The organism is Paenibacillus sp. RC334 (assembly GCF_030034735.1).
In the GTDB taxonomy this organism is placed as follows: Bacteria; Bacillota; Bacilli; order Paenibacillales; family Paenibacillaceae; genus Paenibacillus; species Paenibacillus terrae_A.
This window is the reverse complement of sequence record NZ_CP125370.1, coordinates 3,748,559-3,764,161: the sequence shown is the minus strand read 5'-3', so window position 1 is coordinate 3,764,161 and position 15,603 is coordinate 3,748,559. Positions and strand designations below refer to the sequence as shown.

The 15,603-nt window shown below is 47.5% G+C and carries 14 protein-coding genes and 1 other annotated feature; of the genes, 10 read left to right on the top strand and 4 right to left on the bottom strand.

Features of this window, described 5'->3' with window-relative positions; genetic code table 11:
• Positions 1-5: 5 nt before the first annotated feature.
• Positions 6-392, bottom strand: a complete 387-nt coding sequence (locus tag QMK20_RS17280; protein WP_283652572.1) for a tautomerase family protein — start codon at positions 390-392, stop codon at positions 6-8.
• A gap of 175 nt (positions 393-567) precedes the next feature.
• Positions 568-825 (top strand) — a binding site (T-box leader).
• A 61-nt stretch (positions 826-886) separates the two neighbouring features.
• On the opposite strand from QMK20_RS17280, the gene leuS reads away from it, so the two are divergent.
• Positions 887-3,325, top strand: a complete 2,439-nt coding sequence (leuS, locus tag QMK20_RS17275; RefSeq protein WP_283652571.1) for a leucine--tRNA ligase — start codon at positions 887-889, stop codon at positions 3,323-3,325.
• Here the strand turns inward: leuS and comER are convergent.
• Positions 3,306-4,151 carry a late competence protein ComER gene (gene comER / locus QMK20_RS17270; RefSeq protein WP_283652570.1) on the bottom strand — a complete coding sequence of 282 codons (846 nt, stop codon included), beginning with the start codon at positions 4,149-4,151 and terminating at the stop codon, positions 3,306-3,308. The two genes, leuS and comER, sit on opposite strands and share 20 nt — an antisense overlap.
• Before the next feature lie 281 nt (positions 4,152-4,432).
• Between comER and QMK20_RS17265 the strand changes: the two genes are divergently transcribed.
• The 4 genes from QMK20_RS17265 to QMK20_RS17250 all read left to right on the top strand — a co-directional run bounded on the left by QMK20_RS17265 (position 4,433) and on the right by QMK20_RS17250 (position 8,570).
• Positions 4,433-4,966, top strand: coding sequence for a ComEA family DNA-binding protein (locus tag QMK20_RS17265; RefSeq protein ID WP_283652569.1), 534 nt, complete (start codon positions 4,433-4,435; stop codon positions 4,964-4,966).
• The gene (locus QMK20_RS17260) at positions 4,926-5,063 is read left to right on the top strand and encodes a ComEA family DNA-binding protein (protein WP_283652568.1); all 138 of its coding nucleotides are present in this window, start codon (positions 4,926-4,928) and stop codon (positions 5,061-5,063) included. Before QMK20_RS17265 ends, QMK20_RS17260 begins: the two co-directional genes overlap by 41 nt.
• A gap of 79 nt (positions 5,064-5,142) precedes the next feature.
• Positions 5,143-5,661, top strand: coding sequence for a deoxycytidylate deaminase (locus QMK20_RS17255; RefSeq protein ID WP_283652567.1), 519 nt, complete (start codon positions 5,143-5,145; stop codon positions 5,659-5,661).
• Between the two features lie 227 nt (positions 5,662-5,888).
• Positions 5,889-8,570: a ComEC/Rec2 family competence protein gene (locus tag QMK20_RS17250; protein WP_283656299.1), complete on the top strand. Its 2,682-nt coding sequence runs from the start codon at positions 5,889-5,891 to the stop codon at positions 8,568-8,570.
• An 89-nt stretch (positions 8,571-8,659) separates the two neighbouring features.
• Here the strand turns inward: QMK20_RS17250 and QMK20_RS17245 are convergent, their stop codons facing one another.
• Positions 8,660-9,331, bottom strand: a complete 672-nt coding sequence (locus tag QMK20_RS17245) for a TetR/AcrR family transcriptional regulator (RefSeq protein WP_283652566.1) — start codon at positions 9,329-9,331, stop codon at positions 8,660-8,662.
• 174 nt (positions 9,332-9,505) lie between these two features.
• On the opposite strand from QMK20_RS17245, the gene QMK20_RS17240 reads away from it, so the two are divergent.
• The 5 genes from QMK20_RS17240 to holA all read left to right on the top strand — a co-directional run bounded on the left by QMK20_RS17240 (position 9,506) and on the right by holA (position 15,116).
• Positions 9,506-10,477, top strand: a complete 972-nt coding sequence (locus QMK20_RS17240) for an aldo/keto reductase (protein ID WP_283652565.1) — start codon at positions 9,506-9,508, stop codon at positions 10,475-10,477.
• A 154-nt stretch (positions 10,478-10,631) separates the two neighbouring features.
• On the top strand, positions 10,632-11,621 hold the full coding sequence (locus QMK20_RS17235; RefSeq protein WP_283652564.1) for an iron-hydroxamate ABC transporter substrate-binding protein: 990 nt from the start codon (positions 10,632-10,634) through the stop codon (positions 11,619-11,621).
• A 231-nt stretch (positions 11,622-11,852) separates the two neighbouring features.
• Positions 11,853-12,401 (top strand): RNA polymerase sigma factor, encoded by a 549-nt coding sequence (locus tag QMK20_RS17230; protein WP_014282534.1) that lies wholly within the window; start codon positions 11,853-11,855, stop codon positions 12,399-12,401.
• Positions 12,398-13,870 carry an anti-sigma factor family protein gene (locus QMK20_RS17225; protein ID WP_283652563.1) on the top strand — a complete coding sequence of 491 codons (1,473 nt, stop codon included), beginning with the start codon at positions 12,398-12,400 and terminating at the stop codon, positions 13,868-13,870. Before QMK20_RS17230 ends, QMK20_RS17225 begins: the two co-directional genes overlap by 4 nt.
• 214 nt (positions 13,871-14,084) lie before the next feature.
• Positions 14,085-15,116, top strand: coding sequence for a DNA polymerase III subunit delta (gene holA, locus QMK20_RS17220; RefSeq protein WP_134913416.1), 1,032 nt, complete (start codon positions 14,085-14,087; stop codon positions 15,114-15,116).
• A 134-nt stretch (positions 15,117-15,250) separates the two neighbouring features.
• Here the strand turns inward: holA and rpsT are convergent, their stop codons facing one another.
• On the bottom strand, positions 15,251-15,523 hold the full coding sequence (rpsT, locus tag QMK20_RS17215) for a 30S ribosomal protein S20 (RefSeq protein WP_044645117.1): 273 nt from the start codon (positions 15,521-15,523) through the stop codon (positions 15,251-15,253).
• Positions 15,524-15,603 lie beyond the last annotated feature (80 nt).

Below are 15,603 nucleotides of genomic sequence, written 5' to 3'. Positions count from 1 at the left end.
TCAAATTATATGTTTACTTTATAGTTCAGTTGAAGTTCATCACTGGGTACACCGCGAATGCCCCAATTCTGTTTCGGTGTCTCGAATATAGTAATTTCAAGATCCTGCGGGGCAATGCCTAAATTGTTAATTCTTTGGAATAGCAGCTGGATAAGGTGCTTTTTAGCCTCTGTCGTTCTGCCTTCAAACACACTAATTTCAATAATGGTGTATGCCTGCGAGCGATCGTGGGCAAATATGAAGTCTTCCTGATTCATCGGGAAAAAACGATGAAACCTTTTGTCGGGGGGATATTGGAACGCATCCACCACAGCGGAGTGAATCACATCTGAAAGTTGCTCCTTGATTGGATTCAGTGCTTCTTTTATTCCGTAAATTTTAATTTGTGCCATGTCTCAGCTCACCTTTCTCATCTCAACTCATCTCAATCTGGCTCGGAGCTAATTATAAAACATTTGCCTCCGTGTGTCATGGAGCAAACGAATGAAGTTGGTGTTTAGCACCAGATGTAGTCCTTATTTGACTTTTTTCGCGGTTTTCAATATAATAGTGCCATTATTAACGGTTAAACAATCGCTGATGAGGAATAGTAGTTTTGTCTGGACATGTAGAGAGCCGGCGGATGGTGCAAGCCGGTTGACAGTGCAAAGTGAACTCGCCTCGGAGATATGCGCCCAACGCAGGAATGCCCTATACAGGTGCTTGAACCCTGTTATTAACCCGCATCGGATCACCTCCGTTATCAGGTGCAAAGGGAGTAGAAGGCGAAGAACGCTTTCTGCTAACTAGGGTGGTACCACGGGAATATAACCTCTCGTCCCTAGCGCTGACACGCTACGGGATGCAGAGGTTTTTTTGTTGCATACCGTTTGAGGAGGAAATGACAATGACAGACACACAGCCGAAGCACGGCTATCAACCGCAAAGTATTGAACCAAAATGGCAGAAATATTGGGATGAGAACAAAACGTTCCGTACCGGGGAAGAGCCGGGCAAACCGAAGTTTTATGCTTTGGATATGTTCCCGTACCCGTCTGGAGCTGGTCTGCATGTAGGCCACCCGGAAGGTTACACGGCAACGGATATTGTTTCACGGTATAAAAGAATGCGCGGCTACAACGTACTGCATCCGATGGGTTGGGACGCCTTCGGTCTGCCTGCCGAGCAGCATGCGCTGGATACGGGAGAGCATCCACGTGAAATTACGGTAAAAAATGTTAATAACTTCCGCCGTCAAATCAAATCGCTTGGCTTTTCATACGACTGGGATCGTGAAATCAGCACAACAGACCCCGATTATTATAAATGGACACAGTGGATTTTCATCCAGCTGTATAAGCGCGGTCTTGCTTATGTAGCTGAAGTGCCTGTGAACTGGTGTCCTGCATTGGGAACGGTGTTGGCGAATGAAGAAGTAATTGACGGCAAGAGTGAGCGTGGCGGTCATCCGGTTATCCGCAAACCTATGCGTCAATGGATGCTGAAAATAACGGAATATGCTGATCGTCTGCTGGATGATTTGGAGGAGCTGGATTGGTCCGAAAGCATTAAAGATATGCAGCGGAACTGGATCGGCAAGTCTACTGGGGCAGAGGTTCATTTTCCAATTGAAGGCCATGACAAGCAATTAACGGTATTTACAACCCGCCCGGATACGCTGTTCGGCGCAAGCTACTGTGTGCTGGCTCCTGAGCAGGAATTGGTGGATGTTATCACTACACCTGAGCAAAAGGATGCCGTAAATCAATACCGTGAACAAGCTGCCCGTAAAAGCGATCTGGAGCGTACGGATCTGGCGAAGGATAAAACGGGTGTCTTCACAGGCGCTTACGCGGTGAATCCGGTGAACGGTGAAAAGCTGCCGATCTGGATTGCTGACTATGTGCTGGCAGGCTACGGAACAGGCGCGATCATGGCTGTACCAGGTCACGACACACGTGACTGGGAATTTGCGAAGCAATTCGGGCTGAATATCATTGAGGTTGTCCAAGGTGGAGACGTGGCTAAAGAGCCATACACCGAGGATGGTCCGCACGTCAACTCAGGTCCGCTGAATGGACTTACGAATGAGGAAGCCATTCCGAAGATGATTGAATGGCTTGAAGCCGAGGGTAAAGGACAAGGAAAAGTGACGTACCGCTTGCGCGACTGGCTGTTCAGCCGTCAACGCTATTGGGGCGAGCCGATTCCGGTGATTCATCTGGAAGATGGAACGATCAAAACAGTTTCTGAGGATCAACTGCCGCTCGTACTGCCGGAAATGGATAACATCAAGCCTTCAGGCACAGGAGAGTCCCCGTTGGCCAATGCGACGGACTGGGTAGAAACTATTGATCCCGAGACGGGCTTGAAAGCACGCCGTGAGACGAACACCATGCCACAATGGGCGGGAAGCTGCTGGTATTACCTGCGCTATATTGATCCGCATAACGATAAAGAGCCTGTATCCAAGGAGAAGCAGCGCGAATGGCTGCCTGTGGATCTGTACATCGGCGGTGCGGAACATGCGGTTCTTCACTTGCTGTATGCTCGTTTCTGGCACAAGGTGCTGTATGATATTGGCGTTGTAGAAACAAAAGAGCCTTTCTACAAGCTGGTCAATCAGGGTATGATTCTGGGCAACAATAATGAAAAAATGAGTAAATCACGCGGTAATGTCATCAACCCTGACGATATTGTGAATACGTTTGGCGCCGATACGCTGCGCATTTATGAGATGTTTATGGGGCCGCTGGAAGCGACTAAGCCATGGAGCGAAAACGGGGTTGAGGGAGCGCATCGTTTTCTGTCCCGTGTATGGCGCCTGTTCGTTTCCGAGGATGGTAGCCTGAACGATAAAATTTCAAATGAAGGCGGCAGTGATGAGTTCAATCGGACCTGGCATAAAACGCTGAAGAAAGTAACCGAGGATCTGGACGCGCTGCGCTTCAATACGGCGATCAGCCAACTGATGATTTTTACCAATGATGCATACAAAGCAGACCGTTTGCCGCGTGCAGCAATGGAAAACTTCGTGCAAATGCTGTCGCCGCTTGCACCGCATCTGGCCGAGGAACTGTGGCAGCTGCTGGGACACAACGAAAGCATTACCTACGCGGCTTGGCCTGCTTATGATGAAGCGTGGACGGTGGATGCCGAAGTGGAAATTGTGGTGCAGGTGAACGGTAAAATCGTGCAGCGTGCGACGATTGCCAAAGACCTTGACGCCAAAGCGATGGAGGCATTCGCTCTGTCGCTGGACAACGTTCAGCAGGCGCTGGCCGGTAAAACGGTTCGCAAGGTGATTGCAGTACCAGGCAAACTGGTCAATATTGTTGCGGGTTAATCGGCTTTAAGCCGAAGGAGGCGTCTATCTTTTGCATGTCCTCCTCATACTTGTTGTGTGTGGCCCGTATCAGCTCGGGGAAGACGCTGTGCAGGCTGATGTCCAGCAGTGCGAGGGCTTCAGCGGTAATACCTCCGGGAACTGCTACCCTCGCCTGCAACTCGGCTGGTGTCATTCCGCCCTCAGTAAGCAGCTTTCCTGTGCCGATAATCATTTCACCAGCCAGAGCGCATAGTTCCGTACGGTCTATACCCGTGGCCTGAACCGCAGCATGAATCCACTGGTCCATAAAAAAGGCTAGGAAAGCAGGGCCGCAGCTGGAAAAATCCGACGTAATACGTGTATGGGATTCCTTAACCCGAATCGGCCTGCTAATGTGGGACATAAGCTCTTCCAGAAGGGAGCGATCCTCCTCTGTAATCCGGCTGCCATGGATGCATAGTGAGGCTCCGCTGCCTACCTGGTGGGTAATGCTGGGAATAATTTTGGACACTTTGGCTTTCAGTGAATGCTCCAGGATGCGTAGCTGTACCGGACTTGTAATAGAAACGACGATTTGCTCTTCTGTAATGACGTTGCGTATTTCATCCGTTACGGCTTTTGATTCCAGCGGCTTCACGCAGATAAACAGGATATCGCTATCCGCTGCCGTCTCACGGTTGCTTTGGGCTGCATGTAATCCTGGATAACGACGGGCCAGCTCGGCTACCTTGGAATACGTTCGATTGCTTGCTGATATTTGCTGTGGTTTAAGTGCGTTGGAATGAATAAAAGATTCAATCAGCAGACTTCCCATGCTGCCAGTCCCGATAAATCCAACTTTCATCGTTCAACGTCCTCCTTTCATACTTTGCGGTATAGACGCTGTCATTCTTCTTAGTGTATGCACCCGGTCTTGGCCGACATGACGAATTTTATGTCTGAGCATGTTAGATCGTGCCCAAGGTCGTACCACTCTTTGGAAAATGGCTCACAGCGAGACCGTATGGAGGTTGTTTACATCCTCCGGTTAACGGGAATAGGACAGGCTTGCTCTGTTCGATTGAGACGCTGTATTGAGTGGCTCACTTTCCCTAAAATCTATGTGGAGAAGGGGACAAAATGGAAATGAACCGCTTATGGACTGGAACGGCAATAGTGCTTTCCCTAATCGGCAGTGGGCTTATTCTGTTTGCTGGTGGGCAGCGTCCAGAGCCGGAAGAAGAGTGGCAGGTGCTTAATCATAAGGTGGAGCAGGCTTTAGCGGTAGAGCCGGAGCAAAATGAGTCACGGAGCAATAGCGGCCAGACTCAGGGAAAGAGTGCTGTAGCCGAAGCCTCAGGCAAAGCTGAACTCAGTTCGGGTGGCGAAGGAGCTGGCCATGTGAAGCGTGAGGCTGTACAGGATTCTGCTGGTGCATCGGTCGATGGAAGCGAAAGCTCCAGTACCATAAAGCAATCTGAGGTGATGGATTCGAGTTCCGTTACTGGCGTTGAAAGCTCGAATGCCACGACGAACAGGTCGAATACAGCAGGCGATCCGGTTGCTTCATCCGCTTCCGGTGAAAAAAAGGTGAACATTAATACGGCGACTGCTGCTGAGTTAATGGAACTGCCAGGGGTTGGAGCTAAAAAAGGCCGAAGCGATTCTGAGCTATCGTAATCAGCATGGGCCGTTCAAGCGTGTGAGCGATTTGGATCATGTGAAGGGAATCGGTGCTAAAATGTTGGCGAAAATGAAGCCTTACGTCAGCTTATAAGTAGACATGTGGCAAGGCTGTCAGGATGGCTTTAGCGGATATATTTACGTTGTAACTTGTGTTTACGGGAGAGATGGATATGAGTACAGATGTACGCAAGGACTGGGACACCTATTTTATGGATATCGCTTATATGGTATCCACCCGTTCACGCTGCTCGCGGCGTCATGTTGGAGCCGTACTTGTACAAGGCAAAAAGCTTTTGGGCACGGCCTATAATGGTGCACCATCCGGGGTACCCGACTGCTCTGAGGCAGGCTGTATGATTTCGGAGGAGTACGAAGTCGTTCATCGCGAGGGGCGGGATGAAATGGTTAAGAAGCAGCGCTGTATCCGCACTATTCATGCGGAGCAGAACTTGCTGCTGTTCACCGACCGCATTGATCGTGAAGGGTCCTCAGTATATGTGACCGACCAGCCATGCTGGACGTGTGCCAACATGCTGGCGAACAGCGGAATTGTGGAGATCGTATACCACCGACCTTACCCAAAGGATACCGACAAGGTTCGTGGCATGATGGAGCAAAAAGGGATTGCCTTCCGTATGCTGGATAACTATCATCCACCGAAAGAAACGCTGATGGATGTTATGAATTAAAATGTATGAATTAAGACTTGATGAATTAAAGAGTAACCGAGGAAGAACCTCTGACGAATGCTATTTTGTCAGGGGTTCTTTTTTGTTTTGCGGTTTGGACACAGAGCAATATTCTGCTATCGGGAGGTGGTTGTATTCAAGCCAAACTTGTTTTAAGCAGACCTATCTTAGCCCTTACGGTATGTTGGATTACGGGGAGTGCAGGAGCTTGTTTGTATTCCGGACGTATGCTTCTATTGCTCTGGGCGGGCGTCACGTTGATTTTTCCTCTTATGGCTCTACTGATGAAGATTCCCGTCCGGCATGTGGTGTTATTATGGCTTGCCTTGAGCGGAGGTGGATTCCATTGGGCTTGGCATGATATGCATAATGTGAGCCATATTCCTGAGGCTCTTCACGTATCGGCCTCCAAGCTGGAAGACGTGCCTGTTCGTGCATCCGGGTTCATCGCTTCCGAGGTACAGGTAGACGGTGATCGGGCACAGTTTGAGATGAGGATTAATGCAATAAGCAATATGGGAAGTGATTCTCAAAATGACACTTTTCAGGGCGGAGTTGGAAAGAGCGAAGCTATTTCTGAACAGGTTATCGTACACATCAAGCTGGCTGCCAAACAGGAACAGCAACTGGCGGCAGGATGGCAGCGTGGAGATGCAATTCAACTGCGTGGTAGCTTAAAGGCTCCTGCAAAAGCGGGGAACTTTGGCGGCTTTGATTACAATGAATACCTGCATACACAGGAGATTCACTGGCTTTTCAAAGGGAATGGGGCCGCTTCGCTACAGAAGCAGCAAGCTTCGCAGTGGAACCGTTACACCTTGTTCAGGTGGAATGATCAGCTTAGGGAGCAATTAGGGCAACGGATGGAATCGGCATTTGGTTCTCTTCATCACGCAGGATATATGAAAGGACTTGTACTAGGAGTTACGGATGAGCTGGACCCGGCAACGTATAACGAATTTACGCAGCTTGGATTAACGCATATTTTAGCGATATCCGGTATGCATGTGGCGGTATATGCAGCTACACTACTGTATTTGTTCAAGCTATTGCGAGTGAGTCGTGAGACGTCTCTTACGGTCGTGATGGTGCTTATTCCGGCTTATGTACTGCTGACAGGTGCTTCTCCCTCTGTTGTGAGGGCTGGAATTATGGCCATGATCGGCCTGTTTGCAGCCAGACGGGGAATGCTCAAGGACGGGCTTAGTATTTTGAGTGTGTCTGCGTTATTGATGTTGCTTTGGAATCCGTATTACCTGCTTAGTGTCAGTTTTCAGCTTTCTTTTCTGGTAACAGCCGGACTGCTCATTTATATGCCGCTGATGAAGCCGTTTTTCGCCAAATGGCCTCTTCTGATCGGCGGCGAAATTGCGATTACGATCACAGCGCAGCTTGTTTCGTTTCCGATGACAGTCTTCTACTTTAATCAGTTTTCGCTGCTATCGTTTGCGGCTAATTTTGTGCTTGTTCCACTTATTACGTATATCGTGCTTCCACTGGGAACGGTGGCGATGGGAATCACCTTTCTATGGGAGGACGGGGGACGTATCATTGCGTGGCCAGCAGAGCAGCTGAACGAACTGACCTTTTGGCTTGTAAAATGGATGAACGTGGATGACACTTATGTGAGTATTTGGCCGTCTTCCTCCATTCTGTGGGTCATAGCGTATTATGCTGCTTTGTACAGTATTCTGTACTGGCTCAAAACATGGATGATATCTCGAAGGCGAACAGATGAATCTCTGGGCTTTGAGGTAGCACTGGATAAGGACAAGGGGAGGCTTTCAGCCGGACGCAATTTGGTGGGACAAAGCACATCCGTTCCCATGCCATCACCCATACATACAGGATTAGCGGCATCTGCGGAGTGGGCAGCTATATTGCAGACGGAGCATGAGCCTGAAGGAGCAGGCAAATATGCACGTCGACAGTGGAATGGTAATAGTCATTTGGCGCTGGCCGTAAGCGGTATTGCCTGGCTTGGCATTCTGTGTATAGGTTATATAACTCCAGGTGATGGGAATACGGGAATGGTTCAATACCTGGATGTGGGCCAAGGCGACAGCATTTTGATTACAACGCCGAGTGGTAAACACATTTTGGTGGATGGTGGGGGCACGATGGATTTTACGACAGGAAAAAATGCTTGGCGTAAGCGAAAAGACCCCTACGAGGTAGGTGAGGATACGATTGTGCCCTTATTGAAGCAGCGCGGTGTACATCGGCTGGATGCTGTCATTTTAACGCATGGAGATCATGACCACGCTGGGGGATTGCAGGCTGTGCTTGACCAGATTCCAGTATCGGCCTTGGTTTTGAACGGCACCCTGACAGACAAGGCACCTTTCCGCAAGCTATTGAACACGGCTGTAAACAAGCAGGTCAAGCTGTACGGTGCGCATTATGGTATGGAGTGGAGACCGGATCAGGATACGAAAATCCGCTTTATTCATCCGCTTCCGTTGCAGGAGGACGAAACCGGAAGTTTGCCCGTTGTGAAGGAACAAAATCATTATTCCGTTGCAATGATATTGGAGATGGAGGGGGCTTCCTTTTTGTTCACAGGAGATATGGATGATGCAGCAGAATCGTTGTTGCTCTCCGAGTTAACTCATTCTCCTTTCCATACCGAAGCAAAAGGGGAAACGGTGGCTGTAAGGCAAGTGGTAGACGTCATGAAAATAGCACATCACGGTAGCAAGCATTCCACCTCGGAAGAATGGTTATCCTACTGGCGACCGAAGGTATCCGTCATTTCAGTCGGAGCGAGCAACACGTATGGGCATCCAAATGAAGCGGTATTGGGTCGTTTATCGGCGGTTGATTCTGCTATATATCGGACAGATACGATGGGAGAGGTGCAAATCCGTGCGCACCAAGGCAAATTGAGTGTGCGGCACAAAAAATGAGGAGTTTGAAAAATTCTCAAATACAAACAAGCAGGCGCTGTGGCAGCCTGCTTTTAACTTGACCGGAATGGACCTAATTCTCAATGAATTTAGTATAGTTCCTTGGAGATTTTTTGGGCCAGATGCTCAATTCTAGGTATCATCGATGCGTCATCTACGCTTTGAATTTTCTCAGGCTTAAATAATTGAACCTTTTTTAATTGGTAGAAGTCATACAAGACCTGATAAATCGTCAAGTGGTTTAACATTAAGTATTTAATATCAGTCATGGACCGCAATAGCTCATCCTGCAATATTAATAGTTTGCCATTGACTTGGTTGAACACCCCTTTTTGTATGCCCTCTTCATAAAATTCTAACAATTGCTGTTCTTGGAACTGCAACGCTATCCTTAAGCGATCATACTTCTCAGGATATATGTGCTCCAGTTCATTTAAAAAAATGTCTGTAATATATACAGCAAGTAAAATTGATTTTTCAAAAAGCTGCTGAAACCGAGTCCCGTACAATTGATCTGTATCCAATGAATCCATAACCAATTCGTTGATAAACTCAATAAAATTGTTCACAACGTATTCTATAACTTCTTCTTTCGTTGAAAAGTATTTATATAAGGTTGCTCTACTTATATCCATAATTTTTGCGATTTCATCCATACGTAATGTCTGAAATCCGTGTTTTTTTACATAGGGAGCCAGCTTCATGCTGAGTTTAATGCATGTCTCGTTTTTTTTATCTATTACCTTGCTATCGTCGGTCACATCATTAGCCTCCAATCCTGCTTTATTATAACTGATATCCATAATGGAATATATATTATACACTCCAAAAACAATATAGACAAAAAACGTATATTTTGTTTGAATTGTGTTTTTTGATGTGCTATGATGAATCTCGAAGTTAAAAAATGAAGATTTGGAAGAGAGGTCAACTACATGAAAACACGTAACCTGGGTAATAGTGATTTGGTCGTTTCATCTCTTGGTTTGGGTTTAATGGGCATGTCTCCTGGAATATACGGTGAAACTAATGATGACGAATCGATTCGGACGATTCATCGCGCTTTAGAGTTAGGTGTCACCTTGCTGGATACTGCGGATGTATATGGTAATGGACATAATGAGGAGCTACTGGGACGAGCTTTAAAAGGCCGCAGGGAACAAGCCGTTATTGCTACAAAGTTTGCTTTTGGCCCTAATTTTGAAGGCATTAATGGTCATCCGGATTATGTAAAAAAGGCAGCGGACGAAAGTCTTCGTCGGTTAGGTGTGGACTATATTGATCTTTATTACCAGCACCGGGTAGATCCGAATGTTCCTATTGAGGAAACCGTAGGGGCTATGGCTGAGCTTGTAAAGACCGGGAAAGTTCGTTATCTCGGCTTGTCAGAGGCATCTGCTGCTACAGTTCGTCGCGCACATGCGGTACATCCCATCTCTGCTTTACAAACCGAATATTCTCTGTGGAGTCGGGAGATTGAGGATGAAATCCTGCCTGTGATAAAAGAATTGGGAATCACGCTTGTGGGTTACAGCCCTTTGAGCAGAGGCTTTATTTCCGGCGAGTTGCGTAAATTTGAGGATCTTGAAGCTAGTGATGTTCGCAGATATATGCCGCGCTTCCAAGGTGATAATTTCCAGAAAAATGTTGATCTTGTCGATAAGATTAAAGAAGTTGCCCAAGAGAAGAATTGCACTCCTTCCCAATTAGCATTAGCATGGACCATAGCGAATGGCGCATTGCCAATTCCGGGAACCAAACGTGTAAAATATTTGGAGGAAAATGCAACATCCGTGGATGTTGAACTGACCACAGAAGATTTAGCTCTCATCGAAGCCGTGAGTCCCAAAAATAAGGTGCATGGCAGCCGATATGCTGATGCCCAATTGGACACTTTGGATCAATAAGCACAAGAGCGACTCAGGTAAAACACTAAAACATATGCTCACTCTAAGGAGTGGGCTTTTTGCTATTAACACAACCTGCATGGACATAACCTAAGAGCTTTGATAGAATCTAATAGTATTGAAAATGAGAATCATTATTAATGGGAGGACTATTGTGAACTATTTAAAATTCCGAACTTTGGCTTGCCTGTTGATTATTTCATTAATGCTGGTACTGAGCGCATGCGCTACGAATGGAGGAGGAATGGCAACGGATAATGGGACAACGGCTGATTCCAAAACTGCGTCTACTGGTGATGCAGCTGCCACACGTACATATGAAAGCGATAAAGGTACAGTTACTATTCCTGAACATCCACAGCGTGTCGTTGTAGCGGTCGGCGACTATGTAGGCGATGTTCTTGCACTTGGGATTACACCTGTAGGGGCTCCAGACACTGTATTCGATGCTCCATACTATAAAAAATACTTGAATGGTGTTGAAAATATCGGTGATAGCTCCGCACTGTCCCTTGAAAAGGTGACCACCCTGAATCCGGATCTGATCATTACCTATGATGAGAAAGCTTATGAAAATCTGAAAAAAATAGCGCCTACTGTATTCATTCCATATGGTACATATAATTATAAGGACCGTCTGATAGAGCTGGGCAAGGTGTTGAACAAGGAGCAGGAAGCGAAGAAATGCCTGGCTGATTTTGCGTCCAGGATTGCTGAGAAGAAACAGGCTTTGTCTGATGTTATTGATTCAGGTAAAAAAATTGCTATTTTTGAGATAACGGGCAAAGAATTATATCTCTATGGCAAGTCCTACGGACGGGGAGGAGCCGTACTTTACGATGAGTTGGGGCTTCATGCCCCGGCGAAGGTAGAAAAGGCGGCGTTCGAACAGGGCTGGGCCAGTATTTCGATGGAGGCTTTACCGGAGATGCTGGGCGATGCCGATTACCTGATGCTGGGGATTAGGGGAGATGGAGTAGATCAGGGGAAAGATATTGAATCTAAAAGCGTATGGAAAAATCTTCCTTCTGTTAAAGCAGGGAAAATATATCAGTATTCGATTGACGACTTTTATTTTCAGGACCCGATTGCCCTGAATTACCAGTTAGAGCTCATATCGGATTTCCTGATTTCCAAGAAGTAACAATATGCAAGTTCAATTCGACAGATTCCAGCAGATTTATGTGAGTAAGGGCTAAGGGAAGGTGACGACCTTCCCTTTTTCTGTTATTCTAAGGGAGGCTATAATGGGGAATATGGGCTTTTTGGTAACATTTTTTACACTATAAAAAATAAAATTATCGTCAGACGTCTATCCTGCAACAATTTGCAAAGGGGAAACGTCTGTAATATTGCAGGGAGAGGGGGATCCTTTGTGGTAGAGCAGGGACTCATTCGAGCCGCTCAATCGGGCGATCGCGACGCTCTCATTACCCTATTAAGAGAGATAGAACAGCATGTGTACCGTACGGCATATTACATTTTAAACAATGAACAGGACGCCATGGATGCTTCACAAGAAGCCCTCATACGGATTTATTCCAAAATTAACTCTTATGAGGAAAAGGCGCAGTTCAAAACCTGGGTTCAACGCATTGTAACGAACATATGTATCGACAAATTCAGGAGGACGAAGCCCTCGGTATCCATTGACGAGCACGACATGATATTCAACGATCCCCAAAATGTGGAGGCCGAGGTGCTGACCTCTTACTTGGCACAGGATGTTCGTGAGGCTATACAGCAGCTTCCAGAGCACCACCGGACGGTGATCGTATTGAGATATCTGCAGGATTTCTCTTATAACGAGATTGCCGACTCTCTGGATTTGCCGCTTAATACGGTCAAGTCATACTTGTATCGTGCAAGACAGCAATTGCAAGGGCTACTTCAGGAATATCAGAAAGGTGGTGTATCAGGATGAAGTGTGGGGAAGAGGTGATGGATTGGATGCAGCGTTATGTGGATCATGAGCTGGGCGAAGAAGAGACGTCCCAATTAATGAACCATATTGCGACTTGCCCGGACTGTGCGGAAAAATTTCATATTCTTCAGACGCTCTCCCGCGAGCTGGAGGAATTGCCTGCGGTTTCCCCGGCGTTCAGCCTGGTGGATTCCATCATGCCTCAGCTTGATGCCATTGACCGCGCACGTGAGGAGCAGGGAAGCGCGCTTCAGGAGATGCAGCCTGTAGCTACCGATCCTGGACCGGGGCCGAGACGGCGTACCCAACCTATACCTTGGTGGAACCGGATGAGTGGGCGAGCTGCGATGGGCGTGGCTGCCGCTGCTGTTGTACTGGGAATTGTAGTATTCAATTTTGAACCGAAAACGGTGCAGGATGCAGAAGGCTTGCTTGATCCCCAGTCGCCTGGAGTGATGAGTCAGCAGGAACAGACAGAAGTTCCAAGTACGGTGAATGGAAGCGGAGGCCGCGATGCAGCTATTGGATCGGATTCGACCAAGCAGCCGTTAGAGGAGGATCAGGGAACGAACGCAACCCAGCCATCCACAGGGGAGCAATCTGATCCGAGCAAACTGGATGTGAACAGTGCGGATGATGAAAAGAACCCTTCCAAACAGGATGCTGCACAAAATGACGATCCACAGACTGGTGAACAAGATTCAACGAAGCATGCGCCAGCGGGACATCCTCCCCGTCAGGATCGACAGCAGGGACAGCCAAGCGCGGATCGTCAGACCACAAAAGAAAAATCTGCCGGGCAAGATTTTGCTGCGGATGCTCCTAAGTCTGATGACAAACAGTTAAAGCAGGGTAAATCCGAGCAACAAACGATTGCCCCTGAACAGCAAGGAGAACCAAAAGTAGAAAAAGCACCCATAGCGGGTACGGGTACTACTGAAGACAGTAATGACAACAGCACGGCTGCTAATGATTCGTCATCGTCTGTCAGTCAGGGTATGATGTTACAGAATCGGATTGCTTCAAATGATACGTCGAAAGACACGACCTCCAAAGGGGTTACCAAGGATTTGGGGACTACGACGGGAGATATGGGCAGCAATACAGCTTCTAATGATCAGCAGCCCTCCGCGTCGCAAAACCCGGTACGCAATGAAGGATTTTCATCGAATTTGATGATCTCTCCGGACAGCAGTAATCCTTCCACCTTTAGCGCCCAAGCGACGTCTACAGATCAGCTTAATTCGCCTGATGGCAGCTATGCGGTGGTCATTGAGGGCAAAAAACTGAAAGTGTATAAGCTTTCCGACAATGGTGTAGACCGGACAACGCTGGAAGTGCGTACCTTGAAGGGTGCCTGGGTCAAAGGAAGCTGGTCAGAAGACAGCCAAACCTTCATGTATGAGACGGAGCAGGATGGTACAGCAAGTAAATATACGTATACCATTCCGCGTACCTTTGGAAAATAGTTGCTATGAAGATGGCACATTTTTAAAAGCAGAGAATAGATTGTATGAACCGACGTCGTATCCCGACGGTCGAAAGTTTCTAGAGCTTTCTGCTGCCGTGTTGATATAGATGGTGGTGAAGGGATCTTGCCTATAGGCAGGGTCCTTTCGTTTGTATAATGACTTGCCTTCCGACCAGATGTCGGGTACGATCAATGGATGGGGGGTACGGAGAATGGATGCAAAAACAGCCGCTAAGGCTATTCGCAAAGGCGATATTTCGCCAGTGTATTTGCTTTACGGCAGCGAAAAATATCAAATGAAGCAGTTTGTCGATATGCTTAAGGAAAAAGTGGTGGAAGAGGAGCATCGTGACTTTGCCATTATTCCCTACGATCTGACCGAGACGCCGATTGAGGTAGTCGTGGAGGAAGCCGAGACTGCGCCTTTTTTGGTGCCAAAAAAGCTGATTATTGTACGGGACACCAGTGTATTTGCGGCAGGCAAGGACGGCGGTAAGATTGAGCACCACATTGAAGCGCTGCTGACTTATATGGATAACCCGGCTGACTATAGCATTATCATTTTTACGGTTCAGGCTGAAAAGCTTGATGAACGGAAAAAGATTGTTAAAAGGCTGAAAAGTGACGCCTCGGTTATTGCCTTCACTCCGTTGGGTGGAGATGATCTGGTGGCATGGATTCATAAGCGTGCAGCGGAAAGAGAAGTCCAATTGGCGGCGGGAGCTGCTGAAAGTCTCATTCAATATACGGGGACCGGGCTGCAATCACTGGCTGCCGAGATAGACAAGCTGTGCCTGTATGCGGGAGCGCAGGGTACCATCTCCACAGCCGATATTGAATCACTTGTGCCTCGCAGCACGGAACAAAATGTGTTTGCGATGGTCGAGGATTTGGCTAATTTGCGGCTGGATAAGGCGCTCAGTATTTTTTATGAGCTGCTTAAGCAAAAAGAGGAGCCGATCAAGATTGCAGCTTTGATCACACGACAGTTTCGTATTATGTTGCAGGTCAAGGAGCTGATGGGTCAAAGCTATTCCCAGCAGCAAATTGCGAGTCAGCTTAGTTTGCATCCATATGGGGTGAAAGTTGCCGGCGAGCAGGCCCGGAGATTCCGTCCTGAGCAGTTGCGACAGCTTCTCTACGACTTGGGCGAGCTGGATTACCGTATGAAAACCGGGGTTGTTGACAAGGTGCTGGGGCTGGAGATGTTTTTGCTGAAAATGGGCGCGGGGGCTTCGGTCTAATCCGGCCCGTTTGCCGAGCGGTTTAATGAAAGGTTAACTAGTGTAACGCAGAATCCAATCGTGGTGAACTAAAAAATCCTGATCAGCCAAGGCTGGTCAGGATTTTTTCATTAACGTATAAAAGTAGCTCTTGCTTACGCTTGAGCTGTAAGAGCGTTAAGTTTTTTCGCCAAGCGGGATTTCTTGCGAGCAGCTGCATTTTTGTGGATCAGACCTTTAGTTACAGCCTTGTCCAGCTTTTGGGAAGCTACTTTGAAAGCAGCAGTAGCATTTTCAGCTTCGTTATTCACCAACGCTGTATCGGCAGCTTTTACTGCTGTACGAAGCGCGGATTTTTGAGAAGCGTTCAACGCACGGCGTTTGTCGTTTGTTTTAACGCGTTTGATAGCGGATTTGATGTTTGGCATTACATTCACCTCCTGTAAAGGCATTACTTATGAACACAAACGTTTCACAACTTAAAATATTTTAGCACGCCACACCTCAA